The following is a 20,144-nucleotide window of genomic DNA, read 5'->3' as shown; positions in this document are numbered from 1 at the left end:
TTATGAATTTACGAATTACGATTTTTGAATTACGAATGTATGAAGTAAAAAGGGAATTTTCTAAAATATTTTCTTCATGCAAACACTACTTTCAACACCAATGTATTGACCGTATTGTTCTGTGATTTCAAAGCCTGATTTTTTATACAATGCAATTGCATTTTCTAGTTTAAATGAGGTTTCTAAAATGCACGAAGTATGATTTAATTCTCTTGCCCAAAGTTCTAATTCTGATAAAATTTTACCTGCAATGCCTTTTCCACGATGTGCTACAGGAACAAACATTCGCTTAATTTCGGCTACTTGAGTTTCTGATTTTTTGAATGCTCCGCAACCTAGTGGCTCTTCGTTTTCATAACAAATGATGACGTTGTCGATATAAATTTGATTGTATTGTGCAAAAAAATCTTTTTCGTCCCCGTCAATATCAATTAGATATTCGTCAAAAAGTGCGGTTAGCTTTTGAAAATCTAGGTTGTTTGATGTTGTTCGAATTAGTTTCATTTTATTATTTTTTATCCCCGATTACCTAACAAGGCTTACATTTTAATTTGTGTTCGGTCAGTTCGCTTCGCTTGTGTGTAGTAAAAATCCTTGTTGGTGTGAGATTGCATCACAAGCTCGCAATGACAAGATTGCAACGGAAAGCGGGAAATAGCTTTAAAAACCAAAACAGCCATCAATTTTTGACAGCTGTTTTTCTATATTCTTTACTCTTTTTTCAATTTTCTAATTACGAACCACACATTTCGCAATCGTCTGGACCAGCATTTTTAGCCAGTTCAATCATGGCGCGGTATTCTTCGGCAGAGATTTCGGATGTTTCTGCTTCGACAGCAATTAACTGCTCTTCTACTTCTATCGGTTCGGCTTTTTTGTCGTTATTTAAAGTGAATTTAATAGCGTCGACTGCGGCTTTTGTTCTCAAATAATACATTCCGGTTTTTAATCCTGATTGCCAAGCGTAGAAATGCATTGAGGTTAATTTTGAATAATTGGCGTCTTGCATAAACAAGTTCAACGACTGCGATTGATCAATAAAATAACCACGTTGACGTGACATGTCAATGATGTCTTTCATAGACATTTCCCAAACTGTTTTGTATAATTCCTTCAAATCTTGCGGAATAGCGTCAATATTTTGCACCGATCCATTGTGTCGCATGATTTCTTGTTTCAAATCTTCGTTCCACAATCCTTGTTTTACTAGGTCGTGTAATAAATGTTTATTGACTACAATAAATTCTCCCGAAAGTACTCGTCGGGTATAAATATTTGAAGTATAAGGCTCAAATGCCTCGTTGTTTCCTAGAATTTGCGATGTCGAAGCGGTTGGCATTGGTGCCACCAATAAGGAGTTTCTCACGCCGTTTTTCATGACTTCTTTTCGTAATGATGCCCAATCCCAGCGACCTGAAAGTTCTTCGTCTTTCATTCCCCAAAGGTTGTACTGAAATTCTCCTTGCGAAATAGGCGAACCCTCGAAAGATGAATATGGACCTTCTTCTTTTGCCATTTCCATAGATGCGGTTACGGCAGCGAAGTATAAAGTTTCGAAAATTTCTTGATTCAATGTTTTGGCTTCGTCACTTGTAAAAGGCAAACGCAACATAATAAAAGCATCGGCAAGACCTTGAACTCCAAGTCCTACTGGACGATGACGCAAGTTAGAGTTTTCGGCTTCTTTTACAGGATAATAATTTCTGTCGATTACTTTGTTCAAGTTTCGAGTTACTCGTTTTGTGACGGTAAATAACAAGTCATGATCAAATTTTCCGTTTTCAACAAACATTGGTAACGAAATTGACGCCAGGTTACAAACTGCAATTTCATCTTTGGAAGTGTACTCCATGATTTCGGTACACAAATTCGAAGAGCGAATGGTTCCCAGATTTTTCTGATTTGATTTACGGTTTGCTGCATCTTTGTACAACATGTATGGCGTTCCAGTTTCGATTTGAGATTCTAGAATTTTCTCCCACAATTCGCGCGCTTTGATTGTTTTTCTACCTTTTCCACGCGTTTCATAATCAATGTACATGGCTTCGAATTCATCGCCATAAACATCATATAATCCTGGACATTCGTTAGGACACATCAAAGTCCAATAGGTGTCTTCTTGTACGCGTTTCATAAATAAATCCGAAGTCCACATGGCAAAAAATAAATCTCTGGCACGCATTTCTTCTTTACCCGTATTCTTTTTCAAATCCAAGAATTCAAAAATATCGGCATGCCAAGTTTCGATATAAATCGCAAAACTTCCTTTGCGTTTTCCGCCACCTTGATCTACATAGCGAGCCGTGTCGTTGAAAACTCTCAACATAGGAACAATGCCGTTTGAGGTTCCGTTTGTACCTCGAATGTAAGAACCTGTAGCACGAACATTGTGTATAGAAAGTCCAATTCCTCCTGCTGATTGTGATATTTTCGCAGTTTGTTTTAGCGTATCGTAAATTCCATCGATACTGTCGTCCTGCATTGCTAGAAGGAAACAAGAGGACATTTGCGGTTTTGGCGTTCCTGCGTTAAACAAGGTTGGGGTTGCGTGCGTAAAGAATTTTTTAGACATTAAGTCGTAGGTTTCTATTACTGAATCCAAATCGTTTAAATGAATTCCAACCGAAACACGCATCAACATATGCTGTGGTCGTTCTACGATTTTTCCGTTTATTTTGAGCAAATAAGAACGTTCTAATGTTTTGAAACCAAAATAATCATAATTAAAATCTCGGTTGTATATAATGTGTGAATCCAGAAATTCTGCGTTGTCCATGATAACTTTATGCACTTCTTCCGAAAGTAATGGTGCATATTGCCCGTTTCTTGGATTTACATATCGAAACATTTCGTTCATAGTCTCAGAGAACGATTTTTTAGTATTAGAATGCAAGTTAGAAATTGCAATACGAGCTGCAAGTTGAGCATAATCAGGATGTGAAATAGTCATTGAGGCGGCAGTTTCGGCTGCAAGATTGTCTAACTCTGATGTCGAAACACCGTCATACAACCCTTCGATTACGCGCATTGCTACTTTTACGGGTTCTACTAAACTGTTTAATCCGTAGCATAATTTTTTAATTCTATCGGTAATCTTGTCGAACATTACAGGCTCTTTGTGGCCGTCTCTTTTTACTACATACATAATTTTGCTGGTTTTTTAAAATAGAAAATCCCTTCTCTATTTTGGGGTATTTGTGTTTATTGTTGGGAAACTAATCCCGTTTGTAATCTATTTTTGAACTTTTAATATTATATTATTTTGCCGAATTTTCTCATTTTTTCTTCTATCTCTTTACTGCTTCTTGGCGAATGAATATTTAACTTATGAGTTAATTTTATTTGCTTTTTTGAAATTAATTTATCTTGGTCAATTAATAATTTTTCAAGTAATTTTTCAACTGAAAAATTATCAGGCAGACATTTAACTACTTTTAAAACATTGGTTTTAAGCAACATAATATTTGTTTGATGTAGTAAAAATTTAGAAAAATAATGTGTTTCAATATGAAAATTAAGCAAACATTTAAACATTTTTTATTTAAAAAACATCAAAAATCCGCGTCAAAGCTAATTTTTTGTGCTTGGCTGTCCGTGTTCATCACTCCAGATTTTTGATATTCGGCTACTTTCTTTTCAAAGAAATTAGTTTTTCCTTGAAGCGAAATCATATCCATAAAATCAAACGGATTTGTGGTGTTGTATTCTCTAGCACATCCTAATTCTACTAACAACCTGTCCGTTACGAATTCTAAATATTGTGTCATTAAACCCGAGTTCATTCCGATTAAACTCGCAGGAAGTGATTCGGTTATAAATTCTCTTTCTATATTTAAAGCGTCTACAATAATTTCTCTGATTCGTTTTTTAGGTACTTTATTGATCAAATGGTGGTTGTGTAAATGTACTGCAAAATCACAATGAACGCCTTCGTCACGAGATATTAACTCGTTAGAAAATGTTAATCCTGGCATCAAACCACGTTTTTTTAACCAATATATAGAACAAAATGCGCCCGAAAAGAAAATGCCCTCAACAGCTGCAAAAGCAATTAATCGCTCTGCAAACGAATCTGATTCTATCCATTTCAATGCCCAATCTGCTTTTTTCTTAATCGCCGGAAAAACCTCTAGTGCATTAAACAATTGATCTTTTTCAGCCTCATCTTTAACATAAGTATCGATCAATAGCGAATAGGTTTCGCTATGAATGTTTTCCATCATGATCTGGAAACCGTAGAAAAATTTTGCCTCTGCATATTGCACTTCGTTTACAAAATTTTCGGCCAGATTTTCGTTCACAATTCCGTCAGAAGCAGCAAAAAAAGCTAGAATATGTTTGATGAAATATTTTTCATCATCATTTAATTTATTGTTCCAATCGTTTAAATCTTGTGACAAATCAATTTCTTCGGCGGTCCAAAAACTGGCTTCCATTTTCTTATACCATTCCCAAATATCATGGTGTTTTATCGGGAAAATCACAAATCGGTTTTTATTTTCTTGTAGAATTGGTTCAACTTTTGACATTATTGTTTTTTATTTTTTAAAATTTTAACGAAATTTTGTGCTTTACGTGGACTACAAAGATTGTGAATTCTAGCGGTTATAAAAAGCCAAACTTATTCACAATTCACTATAGTTTTTAACAAAGTGCGGAATTTAGAATATTTTCGATGGATTTTTTAAAATATTGATATTCAATATTTTAAAAAATATAAAACGTGTAAAGTACCGTAAATAATAGGGTTTTAAAATACTAGAAATATAAATTTAAAATTATTTAAAATTTATTTTTTAAAGTCTTGTGCTACTTTTTCGAGCTCTAAATACCAATCTTCACCAAAGCGGCGAATGAGCGCTTCTTTGACAAATTTGTATACTGGAACTTCTAATTCCTTACCTAAAGAACAGGCATCATCACAAATTTCCCATTTGTCGTAATTAACTGCGGCAAACTCTGTAAAATCTTTAACTCGTATGGGATATAAATGACAGGAAACTGGTTTTTTCCAGTCAATTACTCCTTGATTGTAAGCTTGTTCGATGCCGCAAAGTGCTGTTTTACCGTCAAAAATTACGTAAGAACAATCTTTGTTGTTGATTAATGGAGTTTCCAGATCGCCATCGGTTCCTATGGTCCATGTTCCTTGAGCTTCTATGGCAGCAATTCCTTCTTTGCGAAGAAATGGTTTTATTTTTGGGTAAATTTGCTCTAAAATTTTGGTTTCTTCGGCACTCAATGGCGCTCCAGCATCTCCATCGACACAACAAGCACCTTTGCATGCGGAGAGATTACATACAAATTCTTTTTCGAGAATGTCTTCTGATACTATGGTTTTTCCTAGTTGGAACATTTATATTAGTGTAAAATAGTAATTTTATGCGTAGATTTTTGATTATTAAAATCGGTCAAATTTACTATATAAATTCCTGTTGGAAGTTTATCGATATCAATTTTAGTAATGTTTTGTGAGATTTCCTTTTTTACTAAAGCACCATTCATATTGTAAATTGTTGCTTCGATGATTGAAGTGAAGATAGAATTTATATTTAAGAAAGACTTTGCAGGGTTTGGTGAAATAAAAACTTTATCGTTTTTATAATAATTTAGCGTTTTCAAAGTCCCAAATGAATACACTTTACCTACATACGAATTATTATTGAAATCATATGTGTACCCTATCAATTTGTCGTTTAACCCCTGAATTTCATTTAAATACATTCCTAAAACTCCATCTGCCTGCAACAAAATCGTTCCGTTTTCGTTAATTACTCTGCTGTAATGATACGGTTCAAGAAGACCTCTTACAACATAAGTATAGGACAATTCTATTAATGCATCTGGATTTATTTTTGATTCTGATAAATTACTAACTACATCTATTTGATACACACTTTCAGTTGGAAGCGGAAGGTTTAAGGCTTTCCATAAAGTATGATTGCCGTTGTATATTTTAGCTTGACTATCCAAAAGCGGTGAGGATGTGTAATATTTTTCACCTGAATTTTCTAATTTAACTCTTGTAACTTTATTTGAATAGGCATTTTCTAAAGTAAGGGAAGGTAAATCGAAGATACTTGTTCCAAAACTCTCTATACCTGAATTGATTTGAATGTGAGCGATAAGTTTATTTTGAAGTCCTTCGATACTGCTTATTGATAAATGTTTAGAATTTGGAACTGTTAATAAAACCACGTTATTTTCATTGACAATTTTAGATTCATATTGACTGTTACTACTTACCGTTTCTGAATAAGAATATCCTATTTCTAATACTGCATCAGGATTGAGTTGGGTTTCAGATATAACATCAATATTGGTGTAAATTGCATTTATAGGTTTTGGCAAACTCACTGTTTTCCATAAACTGTGGTTTGAATTATAAATTTTGGCATTGTTGTTTACTTTGTCTAACAAATAATATTTTTCGGCTGAATTTTCGAGTTTAATTCTGCTCACTTTCCCATCGGTATAGGTGTTTTCTAAAGTGAGTTCTGGCACAGAATATACTATACTAATCGAACTGCCCGTGGCGTTTTCTGTAATCAATTTATCAGGAAGTCCCGATATTTCACTCATATACACTCTGATAGAATTTAGTAAAGTCAGCAAAACCGTTCCGGATTCAGAAATAATTTTACTTTCGTATGAAGTAGTACTAGCATTAAAATACCCAAAAATAATTTCTAGATTAGTATCTGGGTTTATTTTAGACTCGGACACATGAAACACTTTTGTAGGCACAAATGTATTTGGAGTTGAAGCCGGCAATGCAATTGTTTTCCAAAGCGTATGATCAGCATTATAAAAAATCAACTCATTTGTAGCTTTCTTTAATAAATAATATTTCTCGCCGGAATATTCGAGTTTCACTCTAGTAACAGCATTGTCATCATAAGTATGTTCTAATGTGATTTGTGCAAAAGTGAAACTAGTAAAAAACAACAATAAATAAAGTGCAGATTTCATAACTAAGTGTTTTAACAAATGTAGTAATAAATCACAATTAAAGTAGTAGTAGTTGTACAAATAAAATTAAAAGAGAAATAGTTATTAACCTTGCGAAATTCGATACTTTTGTAACCATAAACCGAGCAATATGGAATTAGACTTTAGAGAAATTATTACCGTAAGTATGGTGCTTTTTGCTGTTATAGATATTGTAGGAACTGTTCCTATTATTATTGATTTAAGAGCTAAATTTGGGCATATTGAATCCGAAAAAGCCTCGCTCGCTTCGGGTTTTATTATGATTGTTTTTCTTTTTATTGGGGAAGAATTTTTAAAAATAATAGGAATAGATGTTCATTCCTTTGCAGTTGCTGGATCGTTTGTGCTTTTCTTTTTGGCATTAGAAATGATTTTAGGAATTCGATTGTATCGAGACGAAGCATCAAGTTCAGCATCAATTGTTCCTATTGCCTTTCCGCTGGTTGCTGGAGCTGGAACTATGACGACTTTATTGTCTCTTAAAGCAGAATTTCAATCTATAAATATAATGATAGCTATAATTTTGAATGTTATTTTGGTATATATTGTACTAAAATCATCGGCAAGAATTGAAAAAATGTTAGGAAAAACAGGACTTGGAGTTATTCGCAAGACTTTTGGCGTGGTGCTTCTCGCTATTGCTGTTAAATTATTTGCTTCAAATGTTAAAGGGCTTTTTGCCTAAACTAAAAATGGTTAATTTTACGGCTTCCTACTTTTGTATTTAATGATTAACTTATGAAAATATTTACTTCAATATTAGTTTTGCTCGCTCTAGCACTTATTGTATTTAATATCACTTTGCTCGATTTTACAAACCCTTTTAAAGGAAATAGCATGATTGCTTTCATAGGCATTGCAGCTTCACTTTGTGCGGTTTTGATTCTAATAATTTTTAGAATGTCTAAAAAAATCGAAGAAAAAATGAACGATAAATTTTAATGTTTGATGTACTTATAATTGGTGGTGGCGTTTCCGGAATTTCATGTGCGCTTGTTCTAGGTTCGGCAAAAAACAAACTCTTTGTTGTTGATAAAAAAATTGGCATCATTACCCATCAAAAAAATTCGTCACTTCAGGAAGCCATTTTGAATAATGTTTACGGAATTCCTCACGGAAAGCTAGGTTCGGATTTATTACTTGAAACCACACACCATTTATCAGAAACATATCCTCATATTGTACAAATTTCAAATGAAAAGGTTATAAAAATAGATGGTGATTTTACTTCGCTAGTTCGTTCTTCGTCCTCGTGTTCGGAATTTACAATTACTACAAACAAAAATATTTATAAATCTAAAACGGTTGTTGTAGGAATTGGAGCCGCAAATACTTTTGCAATAGAAGGCTTATTACAATATGTAGAGCCGCATAAAAAAATACCTGCCGAAAAACAAAGAATCCAGTTAAAAAACAATGATTATTTAGTTTTCGAAGGTATTTATGTTATAGGAACTCTTGCTGGATTGAGAAGCCAAGTGGCGATTGCTGCCGGAAGTGGCGCTGCAGTGGCAACTGACATTCTTACTTTATGGAATGGAGGAATTCAAACTCAATCACACGATAGCATCAAGAAATAGTTTATTATTCTAACACTTCTATTTGTTCTACAATAACGCCTGCTTTTACTAGAAAATCTAATCCCGACGTGTCTCTATAACCTACTTGATAAACGACTCTTTTTATCCCAGATTGATGAATTAATTTACTACATTCTTTACAAGGGGAAAGTGTAATATACAGTGTTGCTCCATCACAAGTTTGAGTTGACCGAGCGACTTTTAAAATTGCATTTGCCTCTGCGTGAAGCACATACCAGTTTGTTAATCCTTCATCGTCCTCGCAACAATTTTCAAATCCCGAAGGTGTTCCGTTATACCCATCAGAAATAATCATTTTGTCCCGAACAATTATGGCGCCTACTTGTTTGCGTTTGCAGTACGACAAGCGACTCCATTCTTTGGCAATTCGCAGATAGGCTTTGTCGTACTTATTTAATTTTTTCTTATCCATTATATTATCTATACCATATTTTACTTTCAATAATCATGGGCAAAACTACTCCAATGACAAAGGCCGAAAGGACTAATGTCCAATCGCGTTTTGAAAATCTAAAAAAAGTTTGAACTATGTATGAGAGTATCAAAACTACTAAAATTACAATTAGTTGTGCCATTTCAATCCCTAAACTAAACTCCAACACAGGCAATAACTTTGGTTTTACATTTGACCCAAGTAATGATTGGAAATAACCCGCAAAGCCTAAACCGTGTATAATTCCAAAAAATAAAGTGATAAAAACTATTACACTTATACTCTCTTTTTTAGCTGATTTTCCAGCAGTAAAAAGATTAAAACCCGCAACAATTAGAATCGTAATTGGAATTAAAAACTCGGTAAAATTTCCTTTTATTATAATCACACCAAAAACAGAAAGCAATAACGCCAAAGTATGACCTAAAGTGAAAGTCGTAATCAATAGCAGTAATCTCGTCCAATCCTTGAAAGCATAAGGTACTGCTAATACAATTAAAAATAAAATGTGGTCGTAGGCATATAAATTAAGAACATGCCTCAATCCATTTTCGAAAAAAATCCAAAATTCTGACATTATTACAAGTTTTAAAGATTAGGGGTTGTCAAACTTACAATATATTTTGAAAATACTTTACTGATGCCGCTACAAATACAGTCTGTTTTTTAGATATTTAAAAAAAAATGAAAAAAAATCAATTATTGACTTTCTTTAAAAATGAAATAGAATTATCTTTGTAAAAATAAAAATTAATAATTATGTCATTTTCAGATTTATTTGATAGCGAATTTAAACAACGAAACAAAGGTCATTTTTCTGCAATAGTTCGTGTGGCAATGGCTGACGGTTCAATTGACCCTGAAGAAAAATTATTTTTAGACAGACTGGGCAGAAATTTAGAGATTTCGGCAGCTGAATATGAAGAAATTTTAGAGAATCCTTTGAAATATCCTATCAATCCACCTTATTTGCATGCTCAAAGACTGGAACGTTTATATGATCTCGCTAGAATGGTACATATTGATCATCATTTAGGAGACAAACAAGATCAAATATTGAAAAAATTTGGTTTAGCTTTGGGTTTTACACCAGGAAATGTAAATTATATAGTAGACAAAGCGCTTGTTTTAGTAGATAAAAAAGTAGATTTAGATACGTTCCTTTTTGAGATGGAACACATGAATAAATAATTCCACCCCACAACTCTCTAGTTCAACATCATTTATATTAAGGGTTTATTTGTCATTCTGTCGCAGGAAGAATTTCCGTATTTGCTCAAGTTTTTTAAGATTTTTCCTGCGTCAGAATTGTAGATGTTAGATATTTCGGTAACAAAATTAACTTTGGCTAAAGCCAAAGACAATTCAACCCAAAAGAATAAAGAGTTTTAGTATTTACTCAATTTTGCTTTGTGCATGAAATCTTCGGCTTTTTCAACCATATTATAGCTTCCACAAAAGAAAGGAACTCTTTCGTGCAATTCCGTTGGTTGAATTTCCATGATTCTAGTAAATCCGTCCGATGCTTTTCCTCCGGCTTGTTCTACAATAAATGCCATGGGATTGCATTCGTACAGCAATCTTAATTTGCCTTTTGGAGACTTTGTACTTGTTGGATATAAATAAATTCCGCCCTTTATCATATTCCTGTGAATGTCTGAAACTAAACTCCCAATGTAACGAGAAGTATAAGGTCGATCTTCTTCTTCTAGTTGGCAATATTTTATATAATCCTTCACACCTTGAGGAAAATGAACATAATTCCCTTCGTTTATGGAGTAAATAATTCCGTCTTTTGGAAATTCCATTTTAGGATGTGACAAATAAAATGTGCCAATGGCAGGATTCAATGTAAATCCATTTACGCCATGACCAGTTGTATAAACCAGCATTGTCGATGTGCCATAAATTACGTAACCCGCAGCGACTTGATTGATTCCTGGTTGCAGGAAATCTTCGAGTGTAACTGGCGTTCCTATGGGTGTAATTCTTCTAAACACCGAAAAAATAGTTCCTACAGAAACATTTACATCTATATTTGAAGAACCATCAAGCGGATCCATCAAAACCACATATTTATTATTATGACTGTTGTCTGAACCTTCTACGGTTATAAAATCATCGCTTTCTTCAGAGGCAATACCGCATACAATTTCACGATTTATCAAGGTTTGAATAAAAACCTCATTTGCATAAACATCGAGCTTTTGTTGATCTTCACCTTGAATGTTTTGTTCACCCGCAGCACCAACAATATCGACAAGTCCCGCTTTATTCACCTTATAATTGACCACTTTTGCTGCCAGCCGAATAGAATTTATAATTCGTGATAATTCGCCCGACGAATATTGAAAAGCATTCTGGTTTTCGATAATAAATTCTCCTAAAGTTTTGTTGCGTTCTTCCATTACGAAATCGTTGTAGTTGTTTTGAAGTCACAAATATCGTTTTTTTTGTGAAAACAATTTCAATACTATTTATTTAGTTTATCAGTATTGTATATTTGCCATTCGAAACAATAAATCACTTGATGAATTGGCAACTATTTTGCGCCAATGCTACATAATAAATAACTAATTATGATTATTCGAAAAGGAAATCCTGAGGACATGGAAGCGGTTTTAGGACTTATACAGGAATTAGCTGATTTTGAAAAAGAGCCAGACGCCGTTTTAGTAACCGTTGACGATTTAGTTCGCGATGGTTTTGGTCCAGTTCCTTTGTTTCAAGTTTTCGTTGCAGAGGTCGAGCACGAAATTGTGGGTATTGCATTATACTATTATCGTTACTCCACTTGGAAAGGAAAAATAATTCATCTCGAGGATTTAGTAGTAAAGGATAAAATGAGAGGAACAGGGTTGGGCTATGCTTTATATTCTGAAATTATAAAACAAGGAAAGCGTGATAATGTGCGCAGAATTGATTGGCATGTTCTAGATTGGAATACTCCAGCGATTGAATTCTACGAAAAATCTGGAGCTGTCGTCCTTAAAGATTGGTATGTAGCTCAAATGGATGAAGAAGGAATCAACCATTTTGTTGACAATAGATTAAAATAAAAAATAAATCACTTTCAAGTTTCAGTTATTAATCTGAAATCTAACCCGAGCGTCAGCGAACTGGCGTAGCAAATCTAAAATTCAAATGAGAGTATTCAAATTTGGTGGTGCATCGGTTAAAGATGCCGAAGGAATAAAAAACGTTTATAACGTTTTACAAAAAGTAGGTTACGAAGATATTATTCTAGTAGTATCGGCAATGGGAAAAACTACCAATGCCCTTGAAGTAGTGATAAAAAATTATTTCGATAAGTCGGCCGAGTTAAATTCATCGGTACAAGAAGTAAAAAAATACCACAATCAAATTTTGCTTGATTTATTCGAAGACGATAAAAATCCCGTTTTTGCCGCTGTAAATGATCAGTTTGCGGATTTAGAATATTTTTTAACCCACAATAAATCCCCTAATTATAATTTTGTTTACGATCAAATTGTGAGTTATGGCGAACTCATTTCGACTACAATTTTAAGTCATTTTATGAGTTTTATGGGTATTAAAACACAATGGCTTGACGTAAGAAATTATATTAAAACGGATTCAAATTATAGAGATGCGGAAGTAGATTGGGAAACTACTCAAAAAAATATTTCGAAAAATATAAAACGAAAAATATTAAATATCACCCAAGGATTTTTGGGTTCAGACGAGAATAATTTCACCACAACATTAGGTCGTGAAGGTTCAGATTACACTGCAGCCATTTTTGCTTATTGCCTCAACGCACAAAGTGTAACCATCTGGAAAGATGTTCCAGGAGTGATGAATGCCGATCCACGATATTTCGAAAATGCGCGTTTGCTAAACCAAATATCCTATCGAGAAGCCATAGAGTTAGCTTTTTATGGCGCGACTGTTATACATCCAAAAACCTTGCAACCGCTACAAAAAAAAGAAATTCCTTTGTTTGTAAAATCGTTTATAAATCCAATGTTACCGGGAACAAGTGTTGCAAAAGGCGCCGATTTAGAACCTTATTTGCCTTGTTTTATTGTCAAAAGAAACCAGCTTTTAATTTCGCTTTCCTCCATAGATTTCTCGTTTATAATGGAGGAGAATATTAGTGAAATTTTTGCACTGTTTCACCAATTCAAACTTAAAGTGAATTTAATTCAAAATTCGGCTATTAGTTTTTCAGTCTGTGTGGAAGATAAATTTGAAAATTTTAATGCTCTGAATTCGATTTTATCTAAAAAATTTAAAGTAGATTTTACTCAAGATGTTACTTTATACACCATTCGTCATTTCAATGAAGAAGCTTCGAAAACAGTTGAAGAAAACAAAATTGTTTTGTTAAAACAAGTGAGCCGCGAGACAATGCAAATTGTAACGAAGGAAAGCTAAGCTTATATACATTAATGATTTTCCACTTCAAATAATTTTATTTTTGGAATAAATTTAAAATCCTTTTTATTCAGTGTGTAAAGAGGAATGTTATGGTATAAAGCAGTTGCGGCAATCAATGCATCAGGAAGTGAAAGTTTGTGAGAAAGCGAATATTTTTCAACCAAATTAACTGATACTATAGATATACTTGATTCAATAGGCAATACAATTAAACTATCAATACCCGTTGGGTGCAATTAATAAAAACAAGTAAAAAATAATTTTACCACATAGAAACATAGAAAAAAAGAGTTAGATAGCCCACTTCATGGGTTCAGATAGCTATGATTTTCTTAAAATAAGTGAAACGCCTTTTAAAATTCACAAAATCTATGTTTCTATGTGGTAAAGAAAACGAATTACACCCAACGGGTTAATAAAATAATTGTTATGAGCAAAATCGACCTTACCCAACTTACCCATGAAGAATTGCAAATTGAAATTAAAAAAAGAAAAACGAGTTATCAAATTGGTGCATTCATTGTAGGTATGATGATTGGTTGTGCTGTTTGGAGCACAGTCAAAAATGGTATTGGTTTTTTTATTTTCGTGCCATTTGTTTTTGCCTACTGGTTTAAAAACACAAAAGTAGAATATGATGAAATAAAAAACGAACTACAATCTCGACAATAATTTAACTTAAAAGCTCAAAATTTATGATGTATATAATTATTAAAGTTTGCCAAGCAATAGCAATAATTCTTCAAGAAAATATATCTTTTCTCTCACGGATATTTACCTTTTTATTACTATTCACAGTATCAGCAAATGCACAAACAGTTTTTCATACAGAAGATATTGAAAATTTCTATGAAGCATTTGACAAAGTTCACGCTAGCACAGACAAAAATAAACAATTGTCAATTGTTCAAAATATTTATTTAGATAGAGGTAGTTTGGGTTTAAAATACACTATTGAAAATTCATTGGATAATAACAAAAAAGCCGCATCGGATAATTAGCTTGAAATGATAATGAATGACTAACAAAACTGGATCGCATTCGTCCCTATTTTAATAATTTAATGTCAAAGAATTGTATTCGGAATTTAAAGATGGTGATGTTTATTTTGCAATAGGCTTGGGTGTTTTTGGCGGAAGACCAACAGCTAAAAATTTAATTATTGGATGTGAAATTATGGCAAAAGACACGCCGGGTTGGGCAGTCAGCATTGTGTTACACAAATATGTTCATACGTTGCAAAAAATGAGTTTTAATGCACTTTTGGCACATTCAATAAGTGAGGGTTCGGCAGATTTTATTGCAGAACTTGTTAATCAAAAAAGTCTTCGCGAAAGTTATCCTCAAGGTTATATCGACTTTGGTTACCAAAACGAAGAAGCTATTTGGGAAAAGTATAAAAAATTTTATAGCATCCAACCAAAAAGGCAATTATTATAATTGGCTTTACGGGCAAAAAGGTAGTACTATTAATGAAACCCAAATGAAAGATTTAGGTTATTTTATGGGATATAAATATGCCAAAGCTATTATAATGCAGCACTTGACAAGAAAAAAGCAGTTAAAGAAATTATTGAACTTGATTTAAGTTCAAATGAAAAGGCCAAACAGTTTTTGCTACAATCCAAATATGCATCTCAAAACGATTTAGAATTTGTAAAAAACTTGAAGTTTACAAAAATTACAACTCCAAAGAAAAATATTATAATGGGTATTCAAGGATATGAATTCGTTGATGACAACGTTATCTTTTCCTTCAAGTTGCCTAAATCATTTGATAAATCAACATTGAAACCGATTACAATTGCAGGAAGTTTTAATGGCTGGAATTCACAAAATTTGAATTATAAAATGACTTTGTTAAGAGACAACAGCTATCAATTTATTTTACCTAAATCTTAACTTGATAAAAAAAATTATGCGTTTAAATTTGTTATTAATAGCGACAATTGGCAATCAGTTCCAGAAAATGCTAGCAATACAAACAATGAAAATTTGACCTTAGAGTTTAAATAATTATGCTATAGTTAGTTAGATTTAAAAAAATATTATTTATAAAATATCATTATATCTAATTTGAGCCTTTTTCAAAAATCCATGTAAACATTAAGTTACAAGGGTTTTATAATTTGATACAAACTTAAAATGTCTCAAATTATAATTTGAAGCTTATACTGATTTTTACCATCGCATCTTTGCTGAGTTATTAATCATTAAAACTTTATTGTATGACAAATTTATTCAAAATTACAATTCTTATTGTACTAGTGTTATTCCAAATCTCTTGCAAACCTGTTCAAGACATTTCACCCAAACAAGGTACAATTACAGTTCCTGCAAAAGGCAAAATTAAAATGTGGAACGATCTAGAACACGCTTCTTTTTCTTTAAAATTAGAAAACACAAGTACTAAAAATTCGTGTGAGGCGTACAAAGTAAAAAAAGGAAATCAAAAATGGATTTCTCCATCATTATTGGCTAATAAATCATTAGAATTTTCAATCGCAACCAATGGTTATTTAGTGCTTCAAAATTATAGTGATGAAGTAATCACAGTAAAATACACTATAAATTAAATTCAAATTCAAACTTTTAAAAATACAACATCATGAAAATAATTATATTAACAGCAGCGATGGTTTTAGTTACTTTATTAGCTAACGCACAACTAAAAGGTTCAGGAAAAACACTAACAAAAACTTTTGATTATCAAAATTTTGATAAAATCAATTTCAACGATTTAGATGGTAAAATAGAAGTTGAAATTGGACTTAGTTGGAGTATTACCGTAACTATTGACGACAATTTATTCCCTTTATTATCATTCAAAGACAACCAACCTGAAAACGAATTGACTATTTACTTTAAGGAAAACTATTACAACAATAAGTATATTGAAAACAGCAGTGTGAAAATAAAAATAACAATGCCCGAAGCCTCTGTAATTAAAAATTCTGGCAATAGCGACATAAAGGTAACGGGAATCACTGGGCGCTATTTTAGAATAGAAATTGCTGGAAATGGTGATGCAGTTTGCTCTGGAAGCATTGACTATTTGGACATTGAAAAAACAGGAAATGGAGATGTAAACGCTAAATTAATTGCGGCTAAAAACGCCAAAATAAAAAGTGTTGGAAATGGTGATGTAATTGTAAATGTAACCGAAAATATTACAGCCAAAAATACTGGAAATGGAGATGTCAAAAATACTGGAAAAGCCAAATTTGATGACGCTTCAAAATCACAAGGAAACGGCGAATTAATTGAATTATAAAAATTTAAAAAATGAATCATGAAATTACTACAAAAAATTACCCACCCAATAACAATGCCTTTTTGGTGGCAAGATTTATTCCTTGCCATCCCAAGAATTATCTGCGGTTATCTACTGACTTCCAGTTTTGGAGCTGATAAATTTGGAATGCCTTGGTCGCCAGTTGATAAAAATTTGGGATTGTTTGAGGTAGCTTCTTGGTTCCCAGAAGATGTCGCTAATTATGGCGGAATATTTGCATTATTTCCCGTATTCTTTGCATGGATTGGTGCTTTTAGCGAAGCGGTTGGTGGTGTCTTTATACTGCTTGGATTTCAAACCAGAATTGCTTCTTTTTTAATAATGTGCACCATGCTTGTTGCCATTTTTATGCAACAAATCAATAACGGAATGTGGAATTGTTTACCCGCGATGGGATTTCTATGGGTTGGGATTTTTTACTTCGTTATTGGCTCTGGCCGATTCGGAATAGATTATTGGATAAGTAAAAAAACAGCAAAGAGTTCTAAATAGAACTCTTTGCTTTACTATATTTTACCAAATTAAAAGCCGAAAAAATGCCTAAAACCAGCTCGCCAAATGTCCCAAAGACAAAAACTAGAGAAGGTAATCCGTCAATAATGAAACTAATGAATCTGCCAAACGCTAAACCAGTCATAAAAAGCAGGTTTGCAATTGTGGCTGCTGTCCAAAATTTTTCATTTAAAATCCCTAAAATCCAAAAGGCTACAAATGCCAAATACAATCCCATTATGGCTCTAAAAACATTTTTTAAATCTGTAGTTTGCACTTCGAAATCGAACAGGATCGGCGACATTTCGCCAGGAAATAAACCATACGTAAATGCAACTGGAATAACAACTAGTACGGAAATAAGTAAATGTAAATTTTTGAGTTTGAAAAAATTTTCCATCATGCAGTTTTATTTAATTAAAATTAAAAATTATCAATCTCTTCTTGAATGTTTTCCCACTCTACGAGTAATGCATCTAAATCCTTTTTCTTCTTATTATATGCCATAAAAAAAGCAGCGTCTTCAAGGTGTTTGTCATAATTGGATGCCAATGCTTTATCATCTTGTTGAATATTACGCTCCAATTCTTTTATTTGACTTTCTACCTTGCTTAATTTATTTTGCAACGATTTACTCTTTTTTTGATCTTCATAAGAGGTTTTAGAATTTGAGGTTGGAGCTTCTTTCTTTTCGATATCTTTTTTCTCCACTTCACGCATGTTCTCTAGGTTGCGTTGTTCTAAAAAGTAATTGATATCACCTAAATATTGTTTAATTTTTTGGTCCTTGAATTCATAAACTAAATTAGACATACCTTGCAAGAAATCTCTATCATGAGAAACCAGAAGCAATGTGCCTTCAAATTTTTGCAAGGCGGCTTTCAATACATTTTTGGATTTAATATCCAAGTGATTCGTTGGCTCATCCATCAATAAAACATTGATGGGTTGCAATAATAATTTACACAATGCCAAACGGTTTCGTTCACCTCCAGAAAGTACTTTCACCTTTTTTTCTACATCATCACCACGAAACAAAAAAGAACCCAACATATCACGCACTTTCGAACGATTCGTATCGGTTGCTGCATCTTCCATGGTGCGAAGCAAGGTGATTTCTCCATCGAGATATTCCGCTTGATTTTGTGCAAAGTAACCTACTTGCACATTGTGTCCCATTTTGATGTTTCCTTGAAACTCAAATTCTCTAACAAATGCTTTTATCAATGTGGATTTTCCTTGACCGTTCTGTCCTACAAAAGCAATTTTACTGCCACGTTCAACCAACAAATTAATGTCTTTTAAAATGGTTTTATCGCCGTATTTTTTGGTTACATTTTCTGCTTCAATGACCACTTTTCCTGGCACTTTACTGACTGGAAACGAAATATTCATCACAGAGTTGTCGTCTTCATCGACCTCAATACGTTCTACTTTATCGAGTTTTTTAATAAGCGATTGCGCCATGGAAGCTTTCGAGGCTTTGGCACGGAATTTTTCGATTAACTTCTCTGTTTCTTCAATTTTCTTGGCTTGGTTTTTTTGTGTCGCCAATTGTTTTTCCCTGATTTCGTGACGCAATTCTAAATATTGAGAATAGGGTTTATTAAAATCATAAGCTTTGCCAAGGGAAATTTCGATGGTTCTATTAGTAACATTATCCAAAAACATTTTGTCGTGAGAAACAATTACTACTACACCAGGATAATTTCTAAGAAAACTTTCTAACCAAATGATACTTTCTATATCCAAGTGATTTGTTGGCTCATCCAGAAGCAGAATATCATTGGCTTGTAATAAAAGTTTAGCTAATTCGATACGCATTCTCCAACCTCCAGAAAAAGTTTCGGTTTGGTTATTAAAAACTTCTCGTTTGAAACCCAATCCTAACAAGATTTTTTCGGTATCGCCCACATAATTGTAACCTCCAAGCAATTCAAATCGATGCGTGTAATCAGATAAGTCTTCAATAATTTGAGAATAAGCTTCGCTTTCATAATCAGTTCGAGTTACCAATAAATGATTTACTTGCTCTAATTTTCGCTCTACTTCTTGTATGTCAGTAAAGGCTTGATAGGCTTCTTCAAGTACGGTTCTTCCTAGCTCAAAATCGATATCTTGACGCAAAAACCCTATCCGAACTTCTTTCTCGGTTGCAATTTGACCTGAATCCGGTTTGAAATCGCCAGCCAAAATTTTAAGCATCGTTGATTTTCCCGCACCATTTTTTCCAACAAGTCCAACTCGATCGCCAGCACCCATTCTGAAAGTTACTTCTTCAAACAAATAAGTTCCTCCAAAAGAAACCGACAGATTATGTATATTAAGCATTACTTTTTAATTATAAGATTGAAAGATTTTGGGATTAAAAGGTTGCGCATTTTGACTAATAACCCCTAAATTTGTATTACCAAAAAAATGATAAATTAAATTTTTTGCAAATGTTAAAAAAAGGATCCAAATTATATAGCATTTTAACAGGAACTTGTCCTAAATGTCAGAATGAAAGTATGTATTTGGATAAAAATCCGTTACATTTCAATAAAATATTGAAAATGCGTGATAATTGTAGTCATTGTGGTTTAAAGTATCAAATCGAACCTTCCTTTTTTTATGGCGCTATGTATGTTAGTTATGGTTTAAATGTAGCAGTTGGAATAGCAGCCTTTATCATTTCATTTATAATCTTTGGCTACAGTCTAAAAGTAGCTTTTATTACAATAATTATCATACTTATGCTCTTGTTCCCATTTGTTTTGCGTTGGTCTAGAAATATTTACATCAACATGTTTGTTTCCTATGACCCAAATACAAAATAACTCTATAGTTTTACTTTGGGCAAAAATCTTTTAATATCAATTTCAGTATTTAACGGAACTTGATATTCAATATTCTCATATAAAGCTTTAGCCATTGCAGGTCCTAG

Annotated in this window: 26 protein-coding genes; 14 read left to right on the top strand and 12 right to left on the bottom strand. The window is 33.0% G+C overall.

Going from position 1 to position 20,144, the window contains the following annotated elements; genetic code table 11:
• Nucleotides 1–60 precede the first annotated feature (60 nt).
• The 6 genes from RMO53_RS07305 to RMO53_RS07280 all read right to left on the bottom strand — a co-directional run bounded on the left by RMO53_RS07305 (nt 61) and on the right by RMO53_RS07280 (nt 6,972).
• Nucleotides 61–504 carry a GNAT family N-acetyltransferase gene (locus tag RMO53_RS07305; RefSeq protein WP_310379321.1) on the bottom strand — a complete coding sequence of 148 codons (444 nt, stop codon included), beginning with the start codon at nt 502–504 and terminating at the stop codon, nt 61–63.
• A 229-nt stretch (nt 505–733) separates the two neighbouring features.
• The gene (locus tag RMO53_RS07300) at nt 734–3,145 is read right to left on the bottom strand and encodes a ribonucleoside-diphosphate reductase subunit alpha (RefSeq protein ID WP_310379320.1); all 2,412 of its coding nucleotides are present in this window, start codon (nt 3,143–3,145) and stop codon (nt 734–736) included.
• A 107-nt stretch (nt 3,146–3,252) separates the two neighbouring features.
• Nucleotides 3,253–3,459, bottom strand: coding sequence for a hypothetical protein (locus tag RMO53_RS07295; RefSeq protein ID WP_310379319.1), 207 nt, complete (start codon nt 3,457–3,459; stop codon nt 3,253–3,255).
• A 92-nt stretch (nt 3,460–3,551) separates the two neighbouring features.
• Nucleotides 3,552–4,529: a ribonucleotide-diphosphate reductase subunit beta gene (locus RMO53_RS07290; protein WP_310379318.1), complete on the bottom strand. Its 978-nt coding sequence runs from the start codon at nt 4,527–4,529 to the stop codon at nt 3,552–3,554.
• A 260-nt stretch (nt 4,530–4,789) separates the two neighbouring features.
• The gene (locus RMO53_RS07285) at nt 4,790–5,356 is read right to left on the bottom strand and encodes a DUF3109 family protein (RefSeq protein WP_310379317.1); all 567 of its coding nucleotides are present in this window, start codon (nt 5,354–5,356) and stop codon (nt 4,790–4,792) included.
• 5 nt (nt 5,357–5,361) lie between these two features.
• Nucleotides 5,362–6,972 carry a T9SS type A sorting domain-containing protein gene (locus RMO53_RS07280; protein ID WP_310379316.1) on the bottom strand — a complete coding sequence of 537 codons (1,611 nt, stop codon included), beginning with the start codon at nt 6,970–6,972 and terminating at the stop codon, nt 5,362–5,364.
• Nucleotides 6,973–7,102: 130 nt separating this feature from the next.
• Here RMO53_RS07280 and RMO53_RS07275 point away from each other — a divergent pair, with 130 nt between their 5' ends.
• From RMO53_RS07275 to RMO53_RS07265, 3 genes are read left to right on the top strand one after another with little or no spacing between them, the layout of a single operon-like run.
• Nucleotides 7,103–7,678, top strand: a complete 576-nt coding sequence (locus RMO53_RS07275) for a MarC family protein (protein WP_310379315.1) — start codon at nt 7,103–7,105, stop codon at nt 7,676–7,678.
• Nucleotides 7,679–7,731: 53 nt separating this feature from the next.
• Nucleotides 7,732–7,935 carry a hypothetical protein gene (locus RMO53_RS07270; protein ID WP_310379314.1) on the top strand — a complete coding sequence of 68 codons (204 nt, stop codon included), beginning with the start codon at nt 7,732–7,734 and terminating at the stop codon, nt 7,933–7,935.
• Complete coding sequence (locus RMO53_RS07265) at nt 7,935–8,573, top strand: FAD-dependent oxidoreductase (protein WP_310379313.1); 639 nt, start codon at nt 7,935–7,937, stop codon at nt 8,571–8,573. Before RMO53_RS07270 ends, RMO53_RS07265 begins: the two co-directional genes overlap by 1 nt.
• A 4-nt stretch (nt 8,574–8,577) precedes the next feature.
• On the opposite strand, the gene RMO53_RS07260 is transcribed toward RMO53_RS07265, so the two are convergent.
• Both RMO53_RS07260 and RMO53_RS07255 read right to left on the bottom strand, forming a co-directional pair.
• Nucleotides 8,578–9,006 carry a dCMP deaminase family protein gene (locus RMO53_RS07260; RefSeq protein WP_310379312.1) on the bottom strand — a complete coding sequence of 143 codons (429 nt, stop codon included), beginning with the start codon at nt 9,004–9,006 and terminating at the stop codon, nt 8,578–8,580.
• A 4-nt stretch (nt 9,007–9,010) separates the two neighbouring features.
• Nucleotides 9,011–9,604, bottom strand: a complete 594-nt coding sequence (locus RMO53_RS07255; protein WP_310379311.1) for a HupE/UreJ family protein — start codon at nt 9,602–9,604, stop codon at nt 9,011–9,013.
• A gap of 182 nt (nt 9,605–9,786) precedes the next feature.
• Between RMO53_RS07255 and RMO53_RS07250 the strand changes: the two genes are divergently transcribed.
• The gene (locus RMO53_RS07250) at nt 9,787–10,218 is read left to right on the top strand and encodes a TerB family tellurite resistance protein (RefSeq protein WP_310379310.1); all 432 of its coding nucleotides are present in this window, start codon (nt 9,787–9,789) and stop codon (nt 10,216–10,218) included.
• A 197-nt stretch (nt 10,219–10,415) separates the two neighbouring features.
• Here RMO53_RS07250 and fbp read toward each other — a convergent pair whose 3' ends face one another.
• Nucleotides 10,416–11,435 (bottom strand): class 1 fructose-bisphosphatase, encoded by a 1,020-nt coding sequence (fbp, locus tag RMO53_RS07245; protein WP_310379309.1) that lies wholly within the window; start codon nt 11,433–11,435, stop codon nt 10,416–10,418.
• 171 nt (nt 11,436–11,606) lie between these two features.
• Here fbp and RMO53_RS07240 point away from each other — a divergent pair, with 171 nt between their 5' ends.
• Entirely contained in the window at nt 11,607–12,086 is a 480-nt protein-coding gene (locus RMO53_RS07240; RefSeq protein ID WP_310379308.1) for a GNAT family N-acetyltransferase, read from the top strand.
• A gap of 85 nt (nt 12,087–12,171) precedes the next feature.
• Nucleotides 12,172–13,428 carry an aspartate kinase gene (locus RMO53_RS07235; protein ID WP_310379307.1) on the top strand — a complete coding sequence of 419 codons (1,257 nt, stop codon included), beginning with the start codon at nt 12,172–12,174 and terminating at the stop codon, nt 13,426–13,428.
• An 11-nt stretch (nt 13,429–13,439) separates the two neighbouring features.
• On the opposite strand, the gene RMO53_RS07230 is transcribed toward RMO53_RS07235, so the two are convergent.
• Nucleotides 13,440–13,667, bottom strand: a complete 228-nt coding sequence (locus RMO53_RS07230) for a PIN domain-containing protein (protein ID WP_310379306.1) — start codon at nt 13,665–13,667, stop codon at nt 13,440–13,442.
• A 193-nt stretch (nt 13,668–13,860) separates the two neighbouring features.
• Here RMO53_RS07230 and RMO53_RS07225 point away from each other — a divergent pair, with 193 nt between their 5' ends.
• From RMO53_RS07225 to RMO53_RS07195, 7 genes are all read left to right on the top strand, one after another.
• Nucleotides 13,861–14,103: a hypothetical protein gene (locus RMO53_RS07225; RefSeq protein WP_310379305.1), complete on the top strand. Its 243-nt coding sequence runs from the start codon at nt 13,861–13,863 to the stop codon at nt 14,101–14,103.
• Nucleotides 14,104–14,126: 23 nt separating this feature from the next.
• Entirely contained in the window at nt 14,127–14,432 is a 306-nt protein-coding gene (locus tag RMO53_RS07220) for a hypothetical protein (RefSeq protein WP_310379304.1), read from the top strand.
• A 73-nt stretch (nt 14,433–14,505) separates the two neighbouring features.
• The gene (locus RMO53_RS07215; protein WP_310379303.1) at nt 14,506–14,871 is read left to right on the top strand and encodes a hypothetical protein; all 366 of its coding nucleotides are present in this window, start codon (nt 14,506–14,508) and stop codon (nt 14,869–14,871) included.
• A 174-nt stretch (nt 14,872–15,045) separates the two neighbouring features.
• The gene (locus RMO53_RS07210; RefSeq protein ID WP_310379302.1) at nt 15,046–15,333 is read left to right on the top strand and encodes a hypothetical protein; all 288 of its coding nucleotides are present in this window, start codon (nt 15,046–15,048) and stop codon (nt 15,331–15,333) included.
• A gap of 326 nt (nt 15,334–15,659) precedes the next feature.
• Nucleotides 15,660–16,007, top strand: coding sequence for a hypothetical protein (locus RMO53_RS07205; protein ID WP_310379301.1), 348 nt, complete (start codon nt 15,660–15,662; stop codon nt 16,005–16,007).
• Nucleotides 16,008–16,039: 32 nt separating this feature from the next.
• A complete protein-coding gene (locus RMO53_RS07200) occupies nt 16,040–16,705 on the top strand; it encodes a GIN domain-containing protein (protein WP_310379300.1) in 666 nt (221 codons plus the stop codon).
• Nucleotides 16,706–16,723: 18 nt separating this feature from the next.
• On the top strand, nt 16,724–17,218 hold the full coding sequence (locus RMO53_RS07195) for a DoxX family protein (protein WP_310379299.1): 495 nt from the start codon (nt 16,724–16,726) through the stop codon (nt 17,216–17,218).
• On the opposite strand, the gene RMO53_RS07190 is transcribed toward RMO53_RS07195, so the two are convergent.
• Both RMO53_RS07190 and RMO53_RS07185 read right to left on the bottom strand, forming a co-directional pair.
• Complete coding sequence (locus RMO53_RS07190; protein ID WP_310379298.1) at nt 17,211–17,621, bottom strand: DUF4345 domain-containing protein; 411 nt, start codon at nt 17,619–17,621, stop codon at nt 17,211–17,213. The genes RMO53_RS07195 and RMO53_RS07190 overlap by 8 nt on opposite strands.
• Before the next feature lie 20 nt (nt 17,622–17,641).
• Complete coding sequence (locus tag RMO53_RS07185; protein WP_310379297.1) at nt 17,642–19,549, bottom strand: ABC-F family ATP-binding cassette domain-containing protein; 1,908 nt, start codon at nt 19,547–19,549, stop codon at nt 17,642–17,644.
• A 110-nt stretch (nt 19,550–19,659) separates the two neighbouring features.
• On the opposite strand from RMO53_RS07185, the gene RMO53_RS07180 reads away from it, so the two are divergent.
• A complete protein-coding gene (locus RMO53_RS07180; RefSeq protein WP_310379296.1) occupies nt 19,660–20,037 on the top strand; it encodes a DUF983 domain-containing protein in 378 nt (125 codons plus the stop codon).
• Nucleotides 20,038–20,144: the final 107 nt, after the last annotated feature.

This window comes from Flavobacterium sp. (assembly GCF_031409475.1).
GTDB lineage: Bacteria > Bacteroidota > Bacteroidia > Flavobacteriales > Flavobacteriaceae > Flavobacterium.
The sequence above is the reverse complement of the archived record's forward strand: the minus strand, read 5'-3'. Positions and strand labels throughout refer to the sequence as shown.

Bases quoted from the DNA above. Each gene is read 5' to 3' on its own strand.
- RMO53_RS07305 (WP_310379321.1), bottom strand. From the start codon at position 504: ATGAAACTAATTCGAACAACATCAAACAACCTAGATTTTCAAAAGCTA.
- RMO53_RS07300 (WP_310379320.1), bottom strand. From the start codon at position 3,145: ATGTATGTAGTAAAAAGAGACGGCCACAAAGAGCCTGTAATGTTCGAC.
- RMO53_RS07295 (WP_310379319.1), bottom strand. From the start codon at position 3,459: ATGTTGCTTAAAACCAATGTTTTAAAAGTAGTTAAATGTCTGCCTGAT.
- RMO53_RS07290 (WP_310379318.1), bottom strand. From the start codon at position 4,529: ATGTCAAAAGTTGAACCAATTCTACAAGAAAATAAAAACCGATTTGTG.
- RMO53_RS07285 (WP_310379317.1), bottom strand. From the start codon at position 5,356: ATGTTCCAACTAGGAAAAACCATAGTATCAGAAGACATTCTCGAAAAA.
- RMO53_RS07280 (WP_310379316.1), bottom strand. From the start codon at position 6,972: ATGAAATCTGCACTTTATTTATTGTTGTTTTTTACTAGTTTCACTTTT.
- RMO53_RS07275 (WP_310379315.1), top strand. From the start codon at position 7,103: ATGGAATTAGACTTTAGAGAAATTATTACCGTAAGTATGGTGCTTTTT.
- RMO53_RS07270 (WP_310379314.1), top strand. From the start codon at position 7,732: ATGAAAATATTTACTTCAATATTAGTTTTGCTCGCTCTAGCACTTATT.
- RMO53_RS07265 (WP_310379313.1), top strand. From the start codon at position 7,935: ATGTTTGATGTACTTATAATTGGTGGTGGCGTTTCCGGAATTTCATGT.
- RMO53_RS07260 (WP_310379312.1), bottom strand. From the start codon at position 9,006: ATGGATAAGAAAAAATTAAATAAGTACGACAAAGCCTATCTGCGAATT.
- RMO53_RS07255 (WP_310379311.1), bottom strand. From the start codon at position 9,604: ATGTCAGAATTTTGGATTTTTTTCGAAAATGGATTGAGGCATGTTCTT.
- RMO53_RS07250 (WP_310379310.1), top strand. From the start codon at position 9,787: ATGTCATTTTCAGATTTATTTGATAGCGAATTTAAACAACGAAACAAA.
- fbp (WP_310379309.1), bottom strand. From the start codon at position 11,435: ATGGAAGAACGCAACAAAACTTTAGGAGAATTTATTATCGAAAACCAG.
- RMO53_RS07240 (WP_310379308.1), top strand. From the start codon at position 11,607: ATGATTATTCGAAAAGGAAATCCTGAGGACATGGAAGCGGTTTTAGGA.
- RMO53_RS07235 (WP_310379307.1), top strand. From the start codon at position 12,172: ATGAGAGTATTCAAATTTGGTGGTGCATCGGTTAAAGATGCCGAAGGA.
- RMO53_RS07225 (WP_310379305.1), top strand. From the start codon at position 13,861: ATGAGCAAAATCGACCTTACCCAACTTACCCATGAAGAATTGCAAATT.
- RMO53_RS07220 (WP_310379304.1), top strand. From the start codon at position 14,127: ATGATGTATATAATTATTAAAGTTTGCCAAGCAATAGCAATAATTCTT.
- RMO53_RS07205 (WP_310379301.1), top strand. From the start codon at position 15,660: ATGACAAATTTATTCAAAATTACAATTCTTATTGTACTAGTGTTATTC.
- RMO53_RS07200 (WP_310379300.1), top strand. From the start codon at position 16,040: ATGAAAATAATTATATTAACAGCAGCGATGGTTTTAGTTACTTTATTA.
- RMO53_RS07195 (WP_310379299.1), top strand. From the start codon at position 16,724: ATGAAATTACTACAAAAAATTACCCACCCAATAACAATGCCTTTTTGG.
- RMO53_RS07190 (WP_310379298.1), bottom strand. From the start codon at position 17,621: ATGATGGAAAATTTTTTCAAACTCAAAAATTTACATTTACTTATTTCC.
- RMO53_RS07185 (WP_310379297.1), bottom strand. From the start codon at position 19,549: ATGCTTAATATACATAATCTGTCGGTTTCTTTTGGAGGAACTTATTTG.
- RMO53_RS07180 (WP_310379296.1), top strand. From the start codon at position 19,660: ATGTTAAAAAAAGGATCCAAATTATATAGCATTTTAACAGGAACTTGT.